Below are 23521 nucleotides of genomic sequence, written 5' to 3'. Positions count from 1 at the left end.
GCATTTTGAAAATACCAATATTTCAAGTTAATAATCATGCTTTATTTACTGGGGGTATCTATTAAGCTTTCGCCTTTTGTTCTTCAGAGAATGACGCTCATTCATTTATCTACAAATTCCACTAATTTTACTAATTAACTCTTTCCTACTATTTATACCTACTTTCATGAAAATTGATTTTAGGTGGTCCTGCACAGTGTATGTCGATATTGAAAGTTCTTCCGCTATACATTTTGTTGATTTCCCCTCTAATAATAGCTCTACCAACTCACATTCTCGAATCGTTAAATGATAAAGAAATGAAAGTATTTTTTTAGCTTCATTAGGCGAAATTCTCTCAACTAATACAGCCTTTTGAGAGGATGAAGTAAAGAGCGAACTAACGGTTAATGTCATAAAAGAATGATTAAAAGCATGCAACATTATTTTAGGAGCTTTAGATGAAGAGCCCTCCTTAGCTTGTAAACAAATTGCTCGAATGGGTCTTGGTAAACAATTCTCTTCTATTTGTTCTTCCTGTCTTATCCACTTTAAAAAGTAGGAGCCTGCTTGATTAGTGGAAATAATATTTAATGTTTGGTCTAGAATTATAATACCTGTTTCAATAACAGCTTCATCTCGTAATTTAACTTTTGGGTAGCAATAGAAAATGGATTCCTTTAACATTTTGGCAATGAATGTCAATGATTGCTTTAAGTAATTTATTTCGGCTTGGGAAAATACCCCCTGTTCTTCCGTCCGATAAAGCGTCAAAAAACCATAACAATGATTTTTATAAACTAACACCGCGCGTAACTCATCAATAAATCCATGAGGAGATAAAATTTCCCGGAATCTTTTACTATTTGATACATCACCCTTTGCGGCTTTAAAAATTGTATTACAGTAAATTTTTTTCTCAAATAATTCCGTATAACGGTTTAAATCCTCCTCCTTATATTCGTTTTCAAATAATTGCGGATGCAATAATTCAATACGTTCGTCTGTAATGGCACCTGTAGATAACAATGTCTCCGAATCAACTGTTGTAAAGCAATAGGCTTCATAAGGAATTTTCCGCTTTAATTGTTGTAAAATCTTTTTTCGAAAGGAATAGGAATCTTTAGATGGATGGATTTGCTGTAAAAACATATGCCATTCTCCTCTCTATATCCCATGTTTATGGGATAGGTTTATATGCTTAATTTTATTATTATAAATGAAAACAATTCTCATTTAATTATAAGGGGGATTGCTAGAAAGGAAAATAAATAAATCTCTTCAAACTTGGTTTTACTCAATTTCGACCGTAAGCGTAAAGTTGATTAGATATTATTTTAAAAGAGGAGCTGTCTATTACAAAATGAAATTAAATTGGCATGACAATCAAGTAAAAATGTACGACCAACAAATTGCTAAAAAAATTGCAGGATATGAGTTGCTATATAATTTAACAAGCCACTTACTATCCACACACACCTATCCTATCCAGCAAATGCTTATTATTGGCGCTGGTGGTGGACAAGAGTTAGTGTCTTTCTCCCCTGTCCTATCTAATTGCCACTTCCTAGCATTAGATTCCTCAAAGCCTATGCTGGAACGTGCGAAAGAACGTGCAAAGTCTTTAAATAACTCTGTCGATTTTATTTTGGCGAATTGGACTGACTATGAGCCTACCACTTCATTTGATGCATCAAGCTGTTTATTAGTATTAAATTTTATTGATGGAATGGAGCAAAAAATAAATTTTATAAATCAAATCTATCACTCCTTAAAGCCCGGTGCAGTACTGTTTATTGCAACTATGATGAAGGATTCTAAGCGGTGTATGGAAACGCAACTTACAGCATGGAAAAATTACATGCTACAACAAGGGTTATCCATCGAACACGCAACAATATTTGCGGAAGCATATGAGGTCAAATATCAATTGTTACAGGAAGATGAGCTAATGGCGCTCCTAACCTCCTGCGGCTTTACATCTATTAGCCGCTATTTCCAATCATTTTTACTAGCAGGTTATATGTGTATAAAGGGAGAATAGAAGGAGGTTTTTCATGGAACGTAATCAAATACTCGTCGTTGGTGGATACGGTCAAGTCGGTAGTAGCATTTGTCGGCAGCTAGAACGCATCTACCCCGGGAAAGTATGGATTGCCAGCCGAGATATTCAAAAGGCTCAGCACCTAATCAAAGAAAGCCAAGGTTCTATTAAAGCTATCTCGCTCGATATTAATAAACCATTCGATGTTTCTGTTTTACAGCATGTTAAGCAAGTGATTGTTTGTGAGGTAAAAAGCTTTATTAATGGTATAAAAGTTTATTTTGGTAAGAAAATAGGTTGGCATATTGCTTATGATTTTAACTTTGCTAATCAACATGTGCTTCGACTCGAATTTTATTACGAGAAGCATACATCTATTAAAAAAATCAAAGCTGATTCATTGCATCCCTGTTCAATTATTAAACAGCCTATTTTCTCGGTTTCACATAGGTAAACCGAAGTTTATCGTAAAAGTTATTGGCCAGAATAAAGATGGAGATATAGATGAAATACAGGTACAGGGCAGGAAGGAGGCAGATGCAACAGCAATGATGGCCTGCTTTATTTCTCAAAAAATGTATGATTCAAAATATCCTACGGGTGTCCATCATATTGAACAATTTTTTTCTTGGGAAGAAATTTATCCATTTTTAGCATCAGAAATCACTATTAGCTAACAACAGTAGATTTGTTTACCCCAAAGATAAAAAAGAGGGTATGAAGGCAGTCAAAATTTGCTCTCACTCAACCAATTACGCCTCGGCGTAATTGCGGTGGGCGTTTTCTACTGAATAGTAGCTATACCGAATCAAGTGTTATAAAACAGCTAGTCTTGCCCGAAAAATGGTATATTAGACCACTTTTCGGACAATCCCAACAGCCTTTACTCATTATTGATTTTCGGTTTCTCGCTCGCTTAACATATCAACAATATCATACACCTGTCCTTGGAGAGAAATAGGGTCAGAGAACCAGAAGCGGTAGCCGTCAATTTCAAATAATTTATTCTCTTTAACAGCTTGGAGTGTACCCCAAATTGAATCACTAGCATAATCATAGGATTCTGATTTAAGGTCCACAGCTACGAAAATATACTCTCCTGCATAATCCCGCAACACCTCATTAGATATGTCCATCCATGGTTGCTCAGGGTTAATTTCTTTTAATACATTTTCTTGCATAGGTAATTTAAGTTCATTATATATAGACTTACCTGTGTAACCTTCTCCATAGACTGTTATTGTTTTTTGGATTCCTCCCGCAAATACCGTGACAGTATCCCCTTCTGGTATTAGCGCCTGTGCTTGTGTTCTTGCACTAGCAATCTGCTCATTAAATTCTTTTTCCCAAGCAGCTGCTACATCTTCTTTCCCAAGTGCATAGCCTATTTGACGAACCTCTTCCCTCACATCGGAATCAAGTGTAATTAGCACTGTAGGCGCAATTTTAGCGTAACTTTCTACGTTTTTATTATTGAACGTAAAAATTAAATCTGGTTTTAGCGAAACAATTGTTTCTAGATTATCCCCTATATCCTCAATTCCATCTGTTTTTCCCTCAAGATAAGGACTTTGCAAATATAGCCCCTGAGCACCAATAGGCTTTACCCCAAGAGCTAGTAAATGGCCTACATAGTAATCTGTAACAATTCGTTCGGGGTTTGATGGAACTTCTACATCCCCATTGGCAGTAGATATAATACGTGTTTTCGTACTAGCGCTTGCTGTATTAACTTGCTGCTTTTCTGTCGATTCTTTAGAGCTATCTGTATTTCCACTTGTAGAGAAAGTATTATTCGTGCTGCTACAAGCCCCTAACAATAGCCCAAACGCTAGCAGTAAACTTGCTGGAATAGCGAAATGCTTGTTAAACATAATTGTCGATTCTCCTTCTTCAACACCATATTGATAACGATTATCATTTTCAATATAGCATCTCGGTTCCGTATCAACAATGTCATATATTTTTTGATTAGATGTAATATCTTCATTTATACGCTTACGAAATACGGATGGAGAAATGCCTGTGTGCTTTTTGAATGCTTTGCTGAAATAATATACATCTTGATAGCCAGTAGCAGTAGCAATTGACCGTAAGGACATAGGTGTCTCAGCCATAAGTCTAGAAGCCTTTTTCATACGTAAATGAATGAGGCAATCAATAGGTCCCCTATCCAAAACTTGCTTAAACCTATTAGAAAGATGACCGGAGCTACAATTCATAGCTGTAGCTAATGAATCGAGGCTGATTGGCTCAGCATAGTGCTCTAGCATGTACTCCATAGCTCTCGTTACAAGTGGAATAGGGCTTGAAACATTTATTTGCTCAGTAGATATTTGTTTTTGCTCGAGCACCTGTGAAACCCACTGATAAAATAAAGACTTTATTTGAAATTTCGCTATCGATTTCTTTTCCTTTATAAGCTCAAGCATTTTTCCCAAAATATCATGCAAAATTGCTGGGTTAGAAGGGAAAATACGATATATTACATCAAAAGGAGAACCTATTTCAGAAGGAAGATTACTATTTATATGTGCCTCATAGGTCAAAATAATATATTCTACAGGCTCCTTTCCAGTATGCCATTCAATCCAACTATTAGGTCCAGCATGGAATAATTGTACAGCATGTACCGAAAAAACCTGTTCATCTAACAATAGCTGGGCGTTGCCTCGTCTTATAAAAATGAAGCTGCTAGTAGGTAGTAAGGTAGCTGGAATTTTCCTATGAGGCGACAAATAGCAATTATTAATATCGATAACCTGAATTTCGGCATATTGCCAAATGCTTATAAAATCCAAAAGAATTTACCCCCTAATACAGTATAAACCGTCTCTTCACTACCGATATTTTCAATTAACCTTACTATTATTATAATTGATAATAATTCTCATTGCTAATTGATTTTTTTAAAATATTATATAGTTTTAAATCAAAATTACAGACTCATTATCCTCCAACAGAAAAGAGGGGCTGTTCAAAAAGCCGTGCATTGCCGGCATTTTGGACAGCCCCGTTTAGTTCATTAATAATCTCGTGCTTATCCTTGTTAATTGGATTGGCTATTTACCTTGTTCCGTTGATATGTAGACAATACTACTCCTCCAACTATAAACAACGACCCTAAAACTTCAGCTCCTGTTATTGGTTTATATAACAAAATCAATCCCATTATCATTGCTACAAAAGGTTCTAAATTAGATAATATGGAAGCTTTTGAAGCATCGACATGTCTAATATTATTATTCCAAATCAATGTTGCTAAACCATGCACAACTACAGCCGTTCCAATCAGAAATAACCAATCCGCCAACTCCGTACTTACGTGTAAAGACTTATCTAGTGTAAAAGCAAAAGGTACCGATACAATTAAGCCAACAATATTTGAATATAACGTAATAGTAAGGGGGTCTATCCTGTGAGAAAGAAGCCTCGTTATGATAATCATAATGGCAAATGTTATCATCGTTATAACAATCCAAAATAGACCTTTATCGACATGCAAAGAAGATACATCCCCTTTTGCTACAACAAAATAAATACCTACTATTGCTACAATTGATCCCATCAACATACGAATTGTTAATTTTTCTTTTAAAAATATGGCAGCTAAAACAGCCGTTAAAATAGGAGTCGTAGCTAAAATTAATGCAGACGTTGTCGGATCAGCCGTTTGTAATCCAATAAAAAAAGACCATTGATTAATAAAAACGCCAATAACCCCTAAAAGAAAAATGATGAGTAAATCCGATTTACTCACTCGTTTAAAATGTTTTTTATATAATGATATGCCCATTAAAAAAAGCACAATAAACAGAAGTCTAAGCATCGTTAACAGCGTTGGAGAAAAATCTTGAACTAACATCTTTCCAAATACAAAATTACTTCCCCACACCATTACGCAAGCAGTTAGCCAAGCATATGCTTTGAACATATTAATCACCCTTCCTATAGCAAATGCTAACTGTCCTATTTTATACTTACTTATATTTTTAGTATACTTTTTTGTTTGGATTTCTAACTTGGTTGAACCATATTTAAGGGAGAATGTTTCATTTACTTATCGTAAGGTTCTTCGTCATAGTACTAACCGAGGTTTATAACTACTTTTATTGGTTCTCATCAAAACCACTTACAAGAACCATATTTTTCGAAATTCATATTATACAAGAAAGCATATTTGTACTCGTTTAACTACTCTCGAGCAACGGCTTTTATACTTCTTATCTTTCGAAAACAAAAAAAGAAGGTGTTTATAATTCAGAATTCCAAGTATCTAGATATTTTATCTAAACTAGGTATTGAGGGTGCACACCCCGGTGGTATTAATCTGACAAAGGAAATATTCAAAAGGGAGAATATTAACAAAAACTCTTACATTTTAGATGTAGGGTGTGGCACCGGTCAAACTGCAGCCTATTTAGCTTACAAATATGGAGCAAAAGTAACTGGTATAGATATTAATCCAACAATGGTTGCAAAGGCCAGGAGGAGAATGAAAAAAAATCATTTACCTATAAAAATAATTCAAGGCTCCGCTGAGAAAATTCCATTACCAGATAATCTTTTTGATTTTATTATTTCTGAATCTGTCCTTTCTTTTGTAAATAAACCAAAAGCTCTTAAAGAAATCTTTCGGTTATTAAAAATTGGCGGTCGTTTCATTGCAATTGAACATACGATTAACGAGCGACTAAAGAAAGAAGAGGAAAACGAAATCAAACAATTTTATGGATTTGATGCCCTTACTATGAAAAAAGATTGGGTGGCATTGATGAAATTGGCAGGTTTCGAACATATTCGTATACAAAAAAACACATCCATCGATTCAATGCTTAATATCCATTATTTCAATGATATTGAACCTGAATTTTATGACATTATGCGAAAACATTTTAATATCCTTTCCAAATATGAAGGAAAATTGAGCTATAGAATTTATTCATGTACAAAATAAGTCGGAATTTTCCTGAAAGCAATTTAACCATTTCACTTTGTTCTTAGCCTTATGAAAGGCTTATCCGAAAAGAAATCAAAATAGCTTTTTTACAAACCTTGATTGTGGTGAGGTTCACCGTATTATGAATGGCATTTTTTAATGGAATTATAAAACCACCACTGAGATTTGCTCTAGTGGTGGTTTTCATAAACCTCACTTACTTATGATAAGGCTCTCCGTGATGTGGGTAAGTGCGGTATTACAACATCAATTTTTATATGTGGTATTACAATATAAATGAGTTAATTGCCCATTTTGGATGTCTCCTGTTCCACCATCTCTCTTTCTTTGAATATGATCAACAGAGGATGACACTGTAGATAGATATCCATCACAGATTGGGCATCTAGGTATATTTTGAACTAACGTATTAACTTTAATTATTTGCTTCTTACCTCTAGAAAAATTTTCTTTCATTCCTTGTTCTTCATTATCAACTATATCAATTTGAAGATATTTAAATTCAGGTTTCTTCTTTATTTCTGATACAATTAAATTAGGCTTTAAAATATTATTTTCTACAATTAAATCTATAATAAGCTTATAAAAATTAGCAACTTCTTTAAAGCCTCGTTTACTTTGACGATTTTTTCTTATTATCTGTTGAACTAAAAAACTGTATTCTTTGATAGTATCCTCAAAAATCCCTCTAACTGAAATAAAGCGATCATAGTTATTTTTTAACTCGAATTCTTTAAATAACTCTAAAATTCCATAATATGAACCAATCTTATGCTTACCTATATCAGAATAAAAATAAATAAATGGGTGTAAGCCTAAAGAGCTTGGCTTTTTCGAAAAAATCCTCTCTAAAATTTTTAATGTGTTTTTCAAGATTTTAACTACTTCTTTGCCATCATTTTTTTCCGATCCATTTTTGTTCACATCATTACAGATTTTCACCGTTTGTGTAACAACATCCAATGTAAAGTTTGAAGAAAATGACCCTCCTATAGGTAAATCATTCAAATTATCTAAATTCATTGTCCTATTACCAAACAAAATCGTATGTATGGCTTTTGAAAGCTCTTGTATTTTATTTTGTTCTTCTTCAGAAAAATTAGACCAATATTTATGTCCTTTCCCTGCTCTCACAATTGCCCTTGCAGCTATAGCATGTGCTTGGTTCCTAGATTTGATTAATTCCAATTCTGCATTACTGATTTTAGTGGCAGATTGATTAATTTTTAAAAAAGATTCTTCAGCAGAACTTGAATCTCCTTCAACCCATTGGACTTGCAATGCCAATGAACCTAGGCTATTTGCTATTCTAATCTTCTCTGCACTTACCTCATTAGACTGTCTTCTAATATTAAATATTTCTTTAAAACTACCGATTTTTCCGTTAATTAAATTTCGAGTTCGTTCTGCAATTTTTTTTTGATCATCTGGAATAAATGTATCATAATATTTTCGAGAAATTTCCCCATCTCCATAATCATCGTTTATCCAAGCACTCAAACTACTTAATCTATGTGCTCCATCAATTACAAATATAAATCCACTTTGGTTTCTCCATAAAATTATTGCAGGTACAAGTTCACTATTTAAAAAACTTTCTATTAAAGAACAGACTTTCTCTGGGTCCCATTCATTGGTTTCACGCTGAAAATCTGGTTTTCTTAAGGCACTAAAAAAGAAAGAATCATATCTCAAATCTTCTATTGATAATGTCATTTTATTTCTACTAGTACCTAAAAATTGCTCTTCATTCACTTCAAAATCTTCCCTTGGTATCAGCGCATCTAGTGTAACACTTTGCATCTAGAATCCTCCCCTTCAAAAAGCTATTTCCTTTAACATACATTAAAGAAAAGAGTTTTTATATAGTAATATTATAATTTTTGATAAACCATCTTTACTTATGATACGATGCTCCTCAGCATAGCTAAGTAAAGTTATATAAAATACACATCTACCCTTTTTGTAAGCTATCGTGCCTTTTTAAATATCCATCCATCATTTATTATCCTTAATCTATTCTTGTTTATTGGTTGCCTTTACTTTCTTCATCATATTATCTTTTATCTGTCTGTACGTAGGTTGAAATTTAATCATATCACTTAACTTTAATTTTTTCTTCCTTACACTCCTCCATTTCCTATGAAAAAACCTTGAATAACAAACATTATCCAAGGCTCTCCTTTATTTAATATCATTTTAATACTTTTCCTTGCCGATACCATCTTGAATGGCTCTTTACATACTTCATAGCACCAAAACTCAAACTTACCTTTTCAAAGAAAATATATTACTTCTCCCTATCAATACATAGATGATTATTGATTAATCCATACCTTCCATTTCTTTTCAATTTCTTTAATATCGCCATAGGTTGCTAAAAATGCCTCTTTCTTTGAAAATGTATCACTTTCAAACAAAACAAATTTAAAGTAGGTATCTTCACCGTAAGTTTCAATTAAAAACGCATTGAACAGCGTTGCCACATTCGTACTATATTTAAAGTCAAAATCTCCATTGTTGAATACTAGCAATTTATTATTCTTTTTCATTTCATTCTTCCAATACTTAGCATAATCTTTGTAGGTATTAGAGGCTAAACGAGACTTATAATTAACAAAACCTGTGGCAAATTCACCTGCACCAGATGAACTATACCAACTTGGTTTAGAATTCATACTTTCATTAAATAAGACACTTCCAAGATTTAATCCTGAAGCAATATACAAATTTTTAACATAAGCTATATCATATTTAAACTTCCCATCATAAGAACAACATTGTCCTTTATATAAAGAAGCTACCAAAATATTAATTTCTGTCTCCAATGCCCCTGTTTTCTTATTGTGGCTCGCACCTCCATTTACATAAGTAAATTCGTAAGGGTCATCTGATTTATTCTTTAAATAAATATTAGTAGGGAAATCTGTTTGATTTGATAATGCTGCTTCTAAATCAGAAATTTTGCTAGAATAAATTTCAAATGCAAGTTCTATCCCCTTATTAAAATTAGTGATAGCAAAATTAATATCATCTTTCTTTGTATCCTTTGGAGCATGAAGAGTATAATACTTACTCTTATAAACATACTCATTACCTACTAACTGCGCTTTTGAGGCATAATCTGTTTGATTCTTGGTAGTACTTTGCTTATTATCTTTCTGAACAGCTACAGTATCAGCAAACGCCCCTGTTGAGAATAAGCTCATCACCATAACTAACATTAAAACCTTCTTCCACATACGTCTTCCTCCTATTAAAAGAGCTTTTATACATTATTTATTACAATGCTCTCGTTTCAATATTTTCATCACCCAACTATATGAGTAGCCATATTTCCTCGCTAAAGCTTTTGCATTTGTTCCATCATATTCATTAACAATGGCTTCGTATAAATATTGTTCTGATAAGAATTTTTTAGGAAATGTTACATATTGACCAGCAAAATGATTATACACTAGCAAAGTATTTTTGTATCCAATTAATTCAATAAATTCCTTATATGATCCATTAAAACAGGAACTATCTAACTTGCTATAATCCATCTTTATCTCCTTCCGCCTTTATTGTTTTAAATATGCCATTTTCCTATGTGAAAAACACTTCGCTTAAATAATGGATTATCCTAACAAAAATCCATTTTGAAATTTGTAATTGCAGCTATCAAAACTGAAAAAGAAGTAGGGAAATCATGCAAGATGATTCTCCTACTCCTAATTAACATATCATTCATTTCGTTAGGAAAATATATGATTCACCTATTCTAAATTGGGTAAAGTAATCATTTCTACTTCATCGAAATTAGAATATCTCTTAATTGTTTCCACATCCATTTCCATTGTATGACCTTCAACTTCAAAGCTAAATCTCAGATGGATGTATGTTGATAATAAATTTTTATTCTCCTTATCAATTGTCATTTGAAGTTCATCCTCAAAGATAATTAAATTTTCCATTTTAAAAGATGGTGCTTCTTTACCCATATCTCCAAAAAAGATTTGATTCCCCATATTTAATACATACGCTTCAGGCATATCTCCTTCTATTAAATAATAGTCCTTTTCATCTGCTTTTTTAGATTCATAAGCTCCTACAGAAATATCGCCTTGAGCAATTAAATCATCTATTTTTGGCTCATTAGCAAATTCAGCACTTGCCAATACCCCTGTTTTTTCACCTGCTAGTATGGTAGATCCATCTAAACTAACATAATTAAATTCCCCACCATCTATAGATTGGTAAATATCTGAATTCACCTTTATTTCCGCAATAGTAGTTGTCTCATCATTTTTAACCAAATTCCCTGTTATTTTATATGAATCATTCAATGTATGATAATCTACATTAAATATTTCCTTTGTTTGTACAGATTCGCTAGCAATAAACTTAGAAATATCCCCCTTTGTGTTAGATTCAGAATACATATGATAACTCTCAGAAGCTCTCAAATTACTAAAAGCTTCTGCTACCAACTCCTTGGCATCCAGTTCTTCAACATGACTAAAAGTTTCATTTCCCTTTTCCTCAAAGTAGACAAATATCATTGCAATAACTGATATAATCAACATAAACCAAAAACAGATTTTCATAGCTTTCCAAATACACCCCATACGCTTCTCCCCTCAATAGATTATTTCTTAGGAAATGTTACATATTAACCTACACGATATTTTTTATACCTGATTAAATATGCCATTTTCCTATATGAAAAACACTTCGCTTTGATAATGGATTATCCTAATAAAAAGCCACTTTTGATACTTATAATTAGATAGCTATTAAAACAGAAAAAGGAGCAGAAGATTCATCCGAAGATGATTCCCCTGCTCCTAGTTGTAATGCCTCTAGCACTTCATTATTTAATTTAAGTTGAATGCTCTCGATTTTCCGTTCTTCATCAATTGTAATTTGATGAATGAGCAAATGTAACAAGCGTTTTCTCTGCTCCCTTGTAAGTGATTGATGAAAAGCCTTTTGAAAGTTTTGTAGGACATTTTTAATCTGTTCAAAGGTCACTTCACTAGAAACATTTGAACTTAATTGTTCCTTTAATGGTGTCAGTAATTCATTTAATGAGGAAATTTGTTCTTCAATACCTCTAACCTTCATTTGATAGATGCTTTTGGAAATCGTTTCTTCCATATAAGCATCTAACAGATTCGATTGCTTTTTTTCTAGGATAGCTAAGTCATGAACATATTGCTGGTATTCTCGTTGAATCGGAGCAATCAAGGATTCTTGCTTATAATTGATACTATTGACTAACTGCTGGATCAATCTATCACTTGTCATCAGCTCTTCAATTTTATTTAATACATAAGGGTCAGCATAATCAGTACGTACAGCATAAGAATTGCAAGCAACTGTCCCTTTATTCTTCCATGCGCCACATACATAATACTCTAATACCTTTTTTGTACCATCTTTTAGCTTGTTTGTCGTACGTCCAATTACCATACCTGCTTTACACTTAGGGCAACGCATAATGCCCGTTAAAGGAAACTCACCATCATGCACACGGTTTGGCTTACAGGTGCGTGTTTTGTAAACCTCCTGTGCAATGCGCCAAACTTCTTCTGAAATAATTGACTGGTGTTCTCCCTTCACAATAATCGGCTTTGGGTTGATATGATTACGCCGTTTCTCATTCCAATCCCTACGAACATTGTAGCGTATATACCCCGCATACACAGGATTCGTGACAATGGTTTTAATCGCATTCAAGGAAAATGTTTTACCTAATTTTGTACGATAACCTGCTTTATTGATTTGATTAGCAATCGACTTATAACCATTCCCTGTTGTGTAAAGATGGAAGATTTTTCGTATAATACTTGCTTCTCGTTCATTGATGACAAGCCCTGTATTTTTGCGTTTTTTATTCTCCCCTTCGATCTCAACTACATCATAACCAAGCACATGACCACCATTCCACCTCCCTTCTTTGGCACGAGCTAACATACCCATTTTCACATTTTCTGCTATGTTATTGCGCTCATATTCAGCGATGGCTGCCAGCATTTGAAATTGTAATTTTCCAGCAGGTGTTTCTGTTTCATAGTTCTCTGTATATGAACGAAAGACGATGTTTTTGCGGTTAAACACCTCGACCATATTCATGAGGTCTACACTGTTTCTTGCTAAACGATTCATTTTCCATACAAGAACAAGGTCAAACTTCTTTTCGTCTGCATCCTGTAACAATTGTTGTATGGCTGGTCTACCTTTAATGTTTTTACCACTGATACCTCTATCTACGTATTCATCAAAAATAACGTAGCCTTCTCGCTTACAATATTCACGTAACACTCGAATTTGTTCATCAATACTGTATCCCTCATCTGCTTGTTCAGTTGTTGAAACACGGGCGTAAATTGCAGCATATTTAGTTTGAGTCATTATCATTTGAACTCCCTTCTTTTCCATCTAAAATATAGGCTTCACACATTTCTGCAAGTATTAATACGACTTCGTTTGTAGCTTCCATCATTGCCACTCCTTTTATTTTGAAAGTAATGGATTGGATAGGCTACACTAAGTTAGACAGAAGAAATGAGGGGTTGTAAACTTAGACTATTAAATAAAGGGAGCGTGCTTTTATGACACGTCAACGTCGAACATTTACACCTGAATTTAAACTGCAAATGGTGAAGCTTTATGAAAACGGAAAGTCACGTGCAGATATTGTCCGTGAATACGATTTAACTGCGTCAGCCTTAGATAAATGGATTAAAAATCACCAAGCAACCGGTTCTTTCGCTGCAAAGGATAACCGTACAGAAGAAGAAAATGAACTGGATCGCTTACGAAAAGAAAATCAACGCTTACTGATGGAAAACGATATTTTAAAGCAAGCGGCGCTGATCATGGGACGAAAATAAATGTGATTCGTCATAACGCTCACAAGTATTCGGTATCAGCAATGTGTGCCGTCCTCGAGATTAAAAGAAGCACGTATTACTACCATGCAGATTTATCGGGTGAACGTGCGAAAAAAGCAGAAGATGCGGCTCTTTCAAAAGAAATTGAACGTATTTTCAAAGCCAGTCGAAATAACTATGGTACACGCAAAATCAAAAAAGAACTAATGAAATTAGCAGAGCCAAAACAAGTTTCAAAACGCCGAATTGGCCGTTTAATGCGTGAAATCGGCTTGGTTTCAAACTACACAGTAGCGCAATTTAAGCCACATAAATCAAACTGTAATGAAGCACCAGTAAAGAATGAATTACAACGAAAATTCAAACAGGACAAGCAATTAGCTGTCGTTGTTAGTGATTTAACATACGTCCGTGTCGGAAAAAAGTGGCACTATGTATGCTTATTTATTGATCTTTTCAATCGAGAAATCATTGGTCATAGTGTTGGAGAAAACAAAACAGCAGACCTTGTGTATAAAGCATTAGCAAGTATGAAAACGAACCTAAATGAAGTGAACATGTTTCACACCGATCGAGGGAAGGAATTCGATAACAAGCTGATTTCTGAAGCACTTGAAACGTTTGGTATCCAGCGTTCGTTAAGTATGAAGGGTTGCCCTTATGATAACGCCGTGGCCGAAGCGACATTTAAGGTATTTAAAACTGAATTCGCCAACCAAGCCCACTTCTCTTCCCTTAAACAGCTCGCTCTTGAACTGGATGATTATGTTCACTGGTTTAATAACATCCGTATCCATGGAACTTTGGGCTATTTAACGCCGATGGAATTCAAGCTACAGCCCACATAATTTTTGTCTAGTTTAGTGTTGACATTCCAACTTAATTCATTGGTTGGCTGACCAAGATTGTATTGTAACATTGTAAATTCCTCCTACATTTCTTCATTTGTTTTAATCATTGAAATAATAGCAACTCTACTTGTTCCTTCACCTTGATACTGCACTTGGTAAAATGTTTGTGATACATTGCCCTCAAATTTAAGGTCATAAAGCACAGTAATCTCGTTTACAAGTTCACTTGAATAAATAACAGATTTGGCCTTCTGTGTTTTCAATGTAAAGAAATTGTCATTATCAGGGATGTCTGCACCAATTGCAATTGCATCTGAACCATATGAAATTTGTACTTCCTCTGGTTCATTCAACTCCGCCATTAATTCTTTGGAGAGAACGACACGTTTGCCATTTCTTTTAGAATTTACAATGGTTAGTACACCTGCTGTAGAAGTGGCTTTACTTATCCCTTTACAGTTTGAAGGAATAAAATCAGCTAAGTTTACTTGTTGCTCTTGTTTTTCAGCATCTACTTGATTCATTGAACTAACTCCCTTCTTTTTTCATATCCATAAAAATAATAGTTAAATATGGATATACAAAATTCATTGCTACGAAGCAAATTATCTAAGTGCAATTATTTTGATAGATTGTATAATACAAATTAGATTCCTATTTGTCCAAACAGTAATTATTACTATTAATAATGCAAAATGATTGAAAAATATTAATTAATGAACAAATAAGCGAATTTATATCATTTTTAATGTTACTGCTATAGCAGGGGCGATTTTAGGTGTCAGGCTACGCTCATTCCAAAAAACCAAAAATGAATGTGGAAAAATATCACAATAGGTAAAAAGTAACAATTTTAAAATTTAAATAGAATATTTTTTGCACACAATCAATTAATCCCCCTTATCCCCCAATAATTAAAGAGTAAGAAGGTTTTTTACGGTGTTTTTGATTGGAAAACAAACTGACTTTCTACAAAAAAAATTGATTCAGAGATGTTTTTGTTTCTCACAAAAAACATTGGGGGACTTGGTGGATTTTCAAATACTCATTTGTTTTCAGTACAGAATCAGGGTGTTTTCCCCACCATTTCTATTCAAAAAAATAGAGGGAACGGCAATCACCACTCCCTCTACTTGTTAGTATCCTAGCACTTCATTTTGCTTTTCAATTAATAAATAATCAATTACTGCTGTTACTATTGCAATAATTATTACTTTCAATAACTCCCCTAGCATTTTTCCACCTCCTTCACCATTGAAATATTATATTTTCATGATGATGATTTAAAATAGCTGCACATGCGTTTTATGTTTTCTACTTCACTAGCAGTCATTTATACTCTCGTACCATACATTGCATAATCATAAAAATCCCTCATTAATTGGCGGTCGAGGTGATTTGGAATGCCATTGATAATAGTCTTGATACGTTGACTTTGAAATACATACTCTTTCTCTATGATTTCGTTTACTATTTTCTCCATTAGGATTTCATAAAATACATCATTGCTAATTGGCTTTCCTAATTCGTTATTTACTCCAACTTCTCTGTAATAGATATTGTTATCTATACTAACTTCCACATATCGCTTATTAAATACACTCATAGCTCTATCCCTTCTAAAAAGTTTGTCATCAGCTTGTCATTGACCAACCATACTTCATATGGTGTTTCATCTCCTGTTTCTACTAACATCAAGGTGTAATAATTTCCTTCAATATCCGTATAGTTAGCACTATGACAAAGAATTGGTGCTTCTACAAAGGCTATCATGTATGGTGGTACAAGTTCCTCATCTATTTCCTCATGTGTAAAGCTCATTGTTTCGTAGCCTACTTCTTGAAGTGGAATCTCCTTCCCTAGCTTTTGTTGTAATACCCCTGTTAATCGTTGAATGGCTTTCATTATCATTTTCCTCCTTATTTTTGCGAATATAAAAAGCCCTAACATCCATTTCAGATGTTAGAGCCTATTTATCACTAAAAGCTTTATTCATTTTCAAAATATCCACTCTCTTTCATTGAAACATAGCTATCATCGCCCAGCACAATATGATCGAGCATTTCCACACCAACAATTAAACCAGCCTCAATTAAACGTTTGGTAACGTCAACATCCTCTGGACTCGGTGTTGGGTCACCTGACGGATGTGGATGGCAACAGATGATGGAAGCCGCATTGCTTAAGATGGCTGTTTTCAGTACCTCCCTTGGATGAACGATGGAAAGATTCAAACTCCCTATATGTGCAACAGTAATGTTCGTTGGCTGATTTTTTACATCAAGGCACATGACGATAAAATACTCTCGGTCTACTTCACCTAAAAATTCCTTAAACAACTCGTAGCAATCTTGTGGACTACGAATGCGCCGATTTTTGTACAACATACTTGCTTCCTTCACTAATTTGACAGATACAATATCTACTCGCTTTGCTGGTGACATATTATTTCCTCCTAAAATGTATTCAAGGAAATAATATATGTCCATATTTTCAATTGAAACGCTTAATCTGTTTGTTCTACAGGTGGTACTTCATACGGGACTAACTTCCAGCCATTTTTTACTGCTGGGTAGAGGGGATGAAAGCCCCTTCTACCCTTAGGGCATTCAATTTGAAGAATATTCGCTTTCTTATCAAGCAAAATAGCCACAATCATATGCAGTCGCTTTTGTGCGCCTTTGTTGGTTTCAATGCCTGTGCCAGTTGCAATAATGACATCCTCTATTTTCGTCAGCTCTTCTTGAATACATTTCAAATTTTCAGTAGCTGATTCATTTGTATCCTTACCTTCGATAGATGGGAATAAATTCATAATAATGACTGAACCATAATCTAATTTGGCAAGGTTGTTCAAGACATACATGGTTGTCTGGTCTTGAACAACCTCATCTGCCTGCCCTGCATTTTTCATCAAGATAAGAGCTTTTCTTTTGGCTTTGTCCCACTCTTTCTTCACAATGTACTTATTCTTCATTTCGTCATCATATGTGATTTCTGTTTTTAAGATACCTTTTATCATTTTCATTTTGCCATACTCCCTTTTTTGTATTATTTACTGCATTAAAAAACACATGGAAAATCAATCCCATGTGTAAAACTTTATTTGCTTGTCCAAATATTATTCTTAGCTGATAAATCCCATCCATATCTTTCTTTATATTCATCATTTAAAATTTGTACCTCTAAAAGGTCTCCTATTTTAAAGTAATCATATAAATTACTAATAAATATATCATCCACTTCAGAAATATGAATCGAACCATTCTTTCTAATATCTTCCGTTTTTAGTTCAACATTAACAAAACTCTTAGATATACTTTTAATCACACATTGCACAATATTTCCACTTTGCAAAAAATAACTTTCATTTTTAGTATTGCTATATTTAGATGAAATGTCTAATAATACTTGAGTAAATTCTTTCGTTCTATGCAATGTTTGCACATCTAAATTATTATTTGTTCTTAATCCTTCATCTAAACAAGAAATTGCAGTTTGAATTAGATCATTTAATTTGTTATTATCTGTAATATATTCATCATAAAGTTTCTTTGCTTTAAGTTTAATTTGTTTACTTTTTCCATCATCAATCATTTGACCTACTACAATATTTTTCATAATACAAGCTATATGAAACTTAAAGCGTGAATATTTAGTTGGAAGATTTGAAGCTTTAATGTAATTGGTAATAGCATATGAAAAATATGCTGATATATAGTAAGGCTCAGAATGTGAACCTTGGATAAATAGCTTACTTTTATAAGCTCCTAAAAGTTCACCATAATATCTGTGTGTACTATGTGGTTCATTTAAGAATACAGCAATATAAGCATGTATCAATGATGGTAAACTTACAACTTTATTTTTATTTATTGTATCTGTTAATTCATATTGTTTAGAACGTCGTTCGTAGTAGAGCCTATAATCGATATCAATTGCATTGAAGTAATCCTCTAATGTTTTATGAAATGGCTTAGAAGATTCAAATGCTTCCGATTTTACTTCTGTTTGCCTATTAGTTGTATAGATTATCCTGTTCAAAATAGCCTCATTATTAACTTCAATTAACTTGGCTAAGATATACACATTCTCATTTAAGACTTGTTGATTATCAAATAGAACAAAACTTGTTTGACATCCATTAACTATCTGATAATCGAAAATTTCAATTTGGTCTCCTATAGGTTCAAGTTTTTTAGCTATTATCGTTATTCCATTATTTAAAACAGCAAAACATTCCTGTTCATTAGTATCTCCTACAGTAGTTTGTATTTCTAAATTAACAGCATTGTATCCTTGAAAAGACCTAACATTATCTTCAAAAATATTAGTAAGCATATTTCCATCATTATCTTTTAGAACTTCTATAAAGTCTCTTGCTTTAATTAATCCTGAATATGCTTGTTTAATCCCTTTCATACTAGGAAAGGAAAACTTTCTTTCCATATTAAATTTTTTAGAGATTTTCTTTTTTAGTTCTTTATATGAAGTTATTATATTATCAGAATCATATGGACGTAGCTTTACAAAATCAAAGTCTTGTGTTCGTTTAAATGAAGCCTCTTCACTTTCAATTCTATTTGTAAGATTATTCCCTTCATTCCACTTTCCACAACAAACATAAAACATCTCTAAACTTGGTTTTGAATAAAAATCTATACTTTTTTCATAGATTAAATCCTTAATCTTTATTAATGCCTCAATCTTTTCATTTGTTTTAGGGCGTTCATCAATAGGTTGAAAAAACGTCCGTACACCATAACAAAAATTTCCTATTTCGCCACCGTCAAACTTCTCACTTGTTTTTGATTGAATAAAAATAAATTTTACAGAAATATTAGTTGAAAGTTTTAAAGCTTCATTCAAGGAATCTTCATCAACTACAAGCATATTATTAACAATAATCCCTATCCCATCTAAACCAATTTCTGGTACTGTCAATATTATTGTGTAAATGACTTTTCAACTTCTCAAGGTAGATGATCACCTTCGTATTCAAATAGATTTGTTCGAAGTTTGGATTTGGGTGTCTAGGAAAGGGCTAGCCCTTTCCTAGACACCCAAATTTCGCGCTGGCACGTCCCGGTTAGTTTGTCGGTTCATGCAGCTGTTCAAACATTTCTTCTAGCTTGGCACGGGCCTGATTAAAGCCGATGTGGCAGCGTGTGGCGAAACGTTGATTGTAGTCCTCGAACTGCGTCACTAAAAAGCGTTCCAGTGATTCTTCATTCGGGAACTGTTCCTTGCGCTTTGTATATTTTTTGATTTGCTTATTGAACGACTCAATTAAATTGGTCGAGTAGATGCTTCGCCAAATTGCTTTTGGAAACTGATAAAACGTGAGTAAATACGGATTATCAAGTAAGCTCTGTGTAACTTTTTTATACGATTTGCTCCATTTCTCGCAGAACTGCCCAAGTGCTAGCGCAGCTGCTTCGGCGTCCTTGGCCTGGTGAATCGTTTTAAAATCTTCGCAGACTTCCTTGCGATCCTCTACGCGTACTTTATGCATGATATTGCGACCGACATGAACTAAACAGACTTGATATTTTGCCTTTGGAAACACATTGAAAACAGCGTCAGCCATGCCTTTTAAGCCGTCTGATACGAATAATAAGACGTCTTCTACACCACGGTCTTTCAGCTCTTCTAGTAGCTCTTGCCAGTTGTAAGCAGACTCGGTTGGGGCAATCGTGTAAGCGAGTACCTCTTTAGAGCCGTCTTCGCGAATACCAACAGCGATATAGACGGCTTCTTTAGACACCGTATCACGACGTACGGCAATATACGTCGCATCTAAATACACGCATACGTAACGATTATGCAACGAACGGTTGTTAAATGCATCGACTGTTTCTGAAACCGCTTTTGTCATATTCGAAATCGTTTGAGGCGTATAGTGATGGCCATACATTTTTTCGATTAACTGGGCAATTTCAGCCATCGTAATGCCTTTTTTAAACAGGTGAATCACCGTATCTTCAAGCGTATCATTCGAACGCTTATACGGAGCCACGGTCTGTTGTTTGAACTCACCATTGCGATCACGTGGAATTTGAATGGCTAAATCGCCGTACTCTGTGTGAAGCGTACGCGAATAAGACCCATTGCGTGAGTTGCCTGAATTAAAGCCCATACGGTCATATTTTTCATAATCTAGAAATTCCGTTAACTCTGTCACAAGTAGCGAGTTGATCGCCATTTCCAAGTGCGAACGAAAAACCTCGGTAATATCTTGTTTTTTTACTAGTGCATCGATAATTTCTGTTGTAAACTGATTCATAGGGAAGACCTCTTTTCTAGGATTGGTTGTGGTGACTTAATTCTACCAAGAAAAGGTCTTCCTTTTTACATGGAATTTTTCATTTACACAAAATATTTTATACTCTCCAATTTCTCCATCACCAGTCATTATATCATCTGGATTAAAACGTTCTAATGAATATTTATTAATTATTAATCTATTAACAAAGTGCTCGAATCGAGTTTCTTTTTTCATGTTTTCTAAGCCATATTCTTGTGTATGTGTATCCAAAAAACTTTCGATAATTTTATTCACAAAATCACCTCGACTATTTTATATAAATATAACACAAACTTAGATAAATTTACTTTAAAGAATAGTAGTAGTCATTTACTACTTTATCTTGTAATGCTTACTAATTAAAATATAAACCTCACTTACTTATGATAAGGTTCCCCGTGGCGATTTAAAGGTAATGGTTATAAAGAGAGATGTTTAATTTGATATTACATTTACAATATGGACAAGGGGCGAAATACCCTTGTCCATATTGGGATTAGTATAAAAACTATCTTAACCCTTTGGTGAGATCGTCAATTAATTTTTTATTATTTGCTTCTATAGCATCCGCTATACCATCCGAAATCAAATCGACTAATTCCTCTATATATTCATCCTCTATATAATAAAAAATATCGGGGTTGTTGTTTATTCTTTGTTTAATTATTCTTTTCACTTCATTACGTCTTAATCCATATCTCATGTAAGCACCTCGTTAATATTTCTCACTATGCTTCTCATACTTTATACTAATTAATTTGATTAGAGTCCTTAAAGTAGTAATCAATTCATCCTGCTTATCAAGCCATTTATTATAGGAAACTATTAGTCTTTTCACAGATTCCAACCGATGGCATTCTTCATAAACTAAATCATCAAGTTCTAATAGTTCATCATCTGTTATACTTTTTCTGGATTCTAATGCATACGGATCTATATAATCTTTTAAAAGCGTGCCTCTTGGTTTCTTTTTCAAAATAATATCCGAAATTACTGCACTGCCTAAGTTCTGTATTGTACATTTAGTGTTATGTTTTTCGAACAGTATTTCGTTAATTTTATCTTGAATATCTGTACAGGCATCTGAAAACCCATTAAGGTATTCATAAACGGCTTCATAAAGCTTTTCAAATCCATCTGCTAAATATTGAGGGGTTTGTATTAATCTACTATCATTTTTAATTCTTCCCCACGCCGAAAATTGCGGATGCGGTGTTAGGGTTTGCTGACCTTTTGAAAAGGTAACGTAGGTAGGATAGGGGTTCTTTTCTTTTAATATGTTTTTTATTTCGATTAATTCATCATATAAGGGTTTATATATAACATTTTTTCTAAAGATTGCTGACTTAGATTTCATTTGATTATTATGAACGTAAATAGAACCAAAAAGAGCTAAAACGCCAGCCACTATTGCACCTATAACTGCTCCAATGACACCTACCATAGATGGACTAACTTTTAAATTGACTCCTTTAAACAAGAAATATCCATAAATAATTAAGGAAACAAACAGCAGAATTGAAACTGTGTAAAATATAATCTTATGTCTTTCAAAAAAGTAATCAAACTTTACTTTCATCGGTTTTCTCAAAGGTGGCCCCCCTTTTTTTCAATTAATATTTGAAGTTAGTCACTGCATTTAACATTTTTATGAAATCTCACTTTTCAACTTGTAGTATGCATAAATAACACTTGTGTAATAATGCATCATCCACTCGTACCAAATACTTTTGTTATACTCTGTTAGCTGTTTCTCATTGTTGTGTCGAATATTAAAATCATTCACTATCCCGAAAATGATTTTGTCATGCTTATTTTTGTTAATTTCATATTCATTATTAAGTAGATTTTTTAACTCTTCTCGAAGAGGTTCTAATACATCCGCTAATATATTGATAGCCTTCTTCTGAGATTCTCCATTTGCATCATACCTATAAAACATTCGCATAGCTGTTTTTAATTGTTCAATTACTCCAGCCCCCATCTCTTTCGGAGGCTCTTCTTTTAATAAGGCAAACAATGAATCGTTTGGCTGTTCCATAATAAAACCATGCTTAACATCCAAGTAGTAGCCCCCTTTATAAAATCTTAATAGATTGTTCATATGGGTAGCGAACTCTTCTTTGGGATTGTTTTTATCGGATATTTTTTGCTTATAATCATATACACAAATATGATCGTACAAAATTTCAATAACAGTAAATAACTGTTCCTCATTGTAACTTTCATGATGATCCCAGATTGGGTACACCTCGTCACTTCTTAAATGATTAATAAAAAAAATGTCTGGCGAGGGTGACATTGACGGAGGAAGGATTTGAATTTCTTTAAAGTTTTCATATATCCATACTCCTTTATAAGCCACTTCGAAATAACTCTTTTCCTCAAAATATCTATAAGTCTGGTAAAAATACCTTTTTAAGTCTTCTAAGTCTATGGAAAAATTATCCGAAAGCTGGTTATTTCTCTCCGCAAAATATTTCATTTGCCGTTCCCCCT

Annotated in this window: 24 protein-coding genes; 5 read left to right on the top strand and 19 right to left on the bottom strand. The window is 33.6% G+C overall.

What is annotated here, in order from left to right:
* Positions 1–105 precede the first annotated feature (105 nt).
* Positions 106–1131: a helix-turn-helix transcriptional regulator gene (locus MHB51_RS12185; RefSeq protein ID WP_066168605.1), complete on the bottom strand. Its 1026-nt coding sequence runs from the start codon at positions 1129–1131 to the stop codon at positions 106–108.
* Between the two features lie 211 nt (positions 1132–1342).
* Between MHB51_RS12185 and MHB51_RS12180 the strand changes: the two genes are divergently transcribed.
* The 3 genes from MHB51_RS12180 (at position 1343) to MHB51_RS12170 (ending at position 2700) form a co-directional block, all read left to right on the top strand.
* The gene (locus MHB51_RS12180; RefSeq protein WP_342558261.1) at positions 1343–2023 is read left to right on the top strand and encodes a methyltransferase; all 681 of its coding nucleotides are present in this window, start codon (positions 1343–1345) and stop codon (positions 2021–2023) included.
* 13 nt (positions 2024–2036) lie between these two features.
* Positions 2037–2477 carry a hypothetical protein gene (locus MHB51_RS12175; protein WP_342558260.1) on the top strand — a complete coding sequence of 147 codons (441 nt, stop codon included), beginning with the start codon at positions 2037–2039 and terminating at the stop codon, positions 2475–2477.
* 94 nt (positions 2478–2571) lie between these two features.
* The gene (locus MHB51_RS12170) at positions 2572–2700 is read left to right on the top strand and encodes a hypothetical protein (protein WP_342558259.1); all 129 of its coding nucleotides are present in this window, start codon (positions 2572–2574) and stop codon (positions 2698–2700) included.
* A gap of 213 nt (positions 2701–2913) precedes the next feature.
* On the opposite strand, the gene MHB51_RS12165 is transcribed toward MHB51_RS12170, so the two are convergent.
* Together MHB51_RS12165 and MHB51_RS12160 are read right to left on the bottom strand one after the other, a co-directional pair.
* A complete protein-coding gene (locus MHB51_RS12165) occupies positions 2914–4824 on the bottom strand; it encodes an AraC family transcriptional regulator (protein ID WP_342558258.1) in 1911 nt (636 codons plus the stop codon).
* 248 nt (positions 4825–5072) lie between these two features.
* Positions 5073–5957 (bottom strand): DMT family transporter, encoded by an 885-nt coding sequence (locus MHB51_RS12160; protein WP_342558257.1) that lies wholly within the window; start codon positions 5955–5957, stop codon positions 5073–5075.
* Between the two features lie 315 nt (positions 5958–6272).
* Here MHB51_RS12160 and MHB51_RS12155 point away from each other — a divergent pair, with 315 nt between their 5' ends.
* The gene (locus MHB51_RS12155; RefSeq protein ID WP_342558256.1) at positions 6273–6980 is read left to right on the top strand and encodes a class I SAM-dependent methyltransferase; all 708 of its coding nucleotides are present in this window, start codon (positions 6273–6275) and stop codon (positions 6978–6980) included.
* Positions 6981–7229: 249 nt separating this feature from the next.
* On the opposite strand, the gene MHB51_RS12150 is transcribed toward MHB51_RS12155, so the two are convergent.
* The 5 genes from MHB51_RS12150 to MHB51_RS12130 all read right to left on the bottom strand — a co-directional run bounded on the left by MHB51_RS12150 (position 7230) and on the right by MHB51_RS12130 (position 13382).
* Positions 7230–8786, bottom strand: coding sequence for a DUF262 domain-containing protein (locus tag MHB51_RS12150; protein WP_342558255.1), 1557 nt, complete (start codon positions 8784–8786; stop codon positions 7230–7232).
* A 515-nt stretch (positions 8787–9301) separates the two neighbouring features.
* A complete protein-coding gene (locus MHB51_RS12145; protein WP_342558254.1) occupies positions 9302–10225 on the bottom strand; it encodes a hypothetical protein in 924 nt (307 codons plus the stop codon).
* Positions 10226–10258: 33 nt separating this feature from the next.
* A complete protein-coding gene (locus tag MHB51_RS12140; RefSeq protein ID WP_342558253.1) occupies positions 10259–10528 on the bottom strand; it encodes a Mor transcription activator family protein in 270 nt (89 codons plus the stop codon).
* Between the two features lie 213 nt (positions 10529–10741).
* Positions 10742–11593: a DUF6612 family protein gene (locus tag MHB51_RS12135; protein ID WP_342558252.1), complete on the bottom strand. Its 852-nt coding sequence runs from the start codon at positions 11591–11593 to the stop codon at positions 10742–10744.
* Between the two features lie 157 nt (positions 11594–11750).
* A complete protein-coding gene (locus tag MHB51_RS12130; protein WP_342558251.1) occupies positions 11751–13382 on the bottom strand; it encodes a recombinase family protein in 1632 nt (543 codons plus the stop codon).
* A gap of 200 nt (positions 13383–13582) precedes the next feature.
* Between MHB51_RS12130 and MHB51_RS12125 the strand changes: the two genes are divergently transcribed.
* A protein-coding gene (locus tag MHB51_RS12125; RefSeq protein ID WP_342558250.1) for an IS3 family transposase occupies positions 13583–14712 on the top strand; the annotation gives its coding sequence in 2 pieces (ribosomal slippage) (positions 13583–13829 and positions 13829–14712; 1131 coding nt in all).
* Positions 14713–14795: 83 nt separating this feature from the next.
* On the opposite strand, the gene MHB51_RS12120 is transcribed toward MHB51_RS12125, so the two are convergent.
* From MHB51_RS12120 to MHB51_RS12070, 11 genes are all read right to left on the bottom strand, one after another.
* Positions 14796–15239, bottom strand: a complete 444-nt coding sequence (locus MHB51_RS12120) for a hypothetical protein (RefSeq protein WP_342558249.1) — start codon at positions 15237–15239, stop codon at positions 14796–14798.
* An 809-nt stretch (positions 15240–16048) separates the two neighbouring features.
* A complete protein-coding gene (locus tag MHB51_RS12115; RefSeq protein WP_342558248.1) occupies positions 16049–16321 on the bottom strand; it encodes a hypothetical protein in 273 nt (90 codons plus the stop codon).
* Positions 16318–16620, bottom strand: coding sequence for a hypothetical protein (locus tag MHB51_RS12110; RefSeq protein ID WP_342558247.1), 303 nt, complete (start codon positions 16618–16620; stop codon positions 16318–16320). Before MHB51_RS12110 ends, MHB51_RS12115 begins: the two co-directional genes overlap by 4 nt.
* Positions 16621–16703: 83 nt before the next feature.
* The gene (locus MHB51_RS12105; protein ID WP_342558246.1) at positions 16704–17159 is read right to left on the bottom strand and encodes a JAB domain-containing protein; all 456 of its coding nucleotides are present in this window, start codon (positions 17157–17159) and stop codon (positions 16704–16706) included.
* Positions 17160–17221: 62 nt separating this feature from the next.
* On the bottom strand, positions 17222–17743 hold the full coding sequence (locus MHB51_RS12100) for a DUF1643 domain-containing protein (protein ID WP_342558245.1): 522 nt from the start codon (positions 17741–17743) through the stop codon (positions 17222–17224).
* Positions 17744–17817: 74 nt separating this feature from the next.
* A complete protein-coding gene (locus tag MHB51_RS12095; RefSeq protein ID WP_342558244.1) occupies positions 17818–19659 on the bottom strand; it encodes an AIPR family protein in 1842 nt (613 codons plus the stop codon).
* Between the two features lie 145 nt (positions 19660–19804).
* A complete protein-coding gene (locus tag MHB51_RS12090) occupies positions 19805–21001 on the bottom strand; it encodes an IS256 family transposase (protein ID WP_342558243.1) in 1197 nt (398 codons plus the stop codon).
* A gap of 42 nt (positions 21002–21043) precedes the next feature.
* Positions 21044–21277, bottom strand: a complete 234-nt coding sequence (locus MHB51_RS12085) for a hypothetical protein (protein ID WP_342558242.1) — start codon at positions 21275–21277, stop codon at positions 21044–21046.
* 253 nt (positions 21278–21530) lie between these two features.
* A complete protein-coding gene (locus MHB51_RS12080) occupies positions 21531–21725 on the bottom strand; it encodes a hypothetical protein (RefSeq protein ID WP_342558241.1) in 195 nt (64 codons plus the stop codon).
* A gap of 12 nt (positions 21726–21737) precedes the next feature.
* Complete coding sequence (locus MHB51_RS12075) at positions 21738–22613, bottom strand: hypothetical protein (RefSeq protein ID WP_342558240.1); 876 nt, start codon at positions 22611–22613, stop codon at positions 21738–21740.
* A gap of 57 nt (positions 22614–22670) precedes the next feature.
* Positions 22671–23507: a hypothetical protein gene (locus MHB51_RS12070; RefSeq protein WP_342558239.1), complete on the bottom strand. Its 837-nt coding sequence runs from the start codon at positions 23505–23507 to the stop codon at positions 22671–22673.
* Between the last annotated feature and the right edge of the window lie 14 nt (positions 23508–23521).

Origin of the sequence: Metasolibacillus sp. FSL K6-0083, from assembly GCF_038630865.1 — a bacterium.
Taxonomy (GTDB): domain Bacteria; phylum Bacillota; class Bacilli; order Bacillales_A; family Planococcaceae; genus Metasolibacillus; species Metasolibacillus fluoroglycofenilyticus.
Note: the sequence above shows the minus strand (reverse complement) of the source record. Positions and strands in the feature narration are given on the sequence as shown.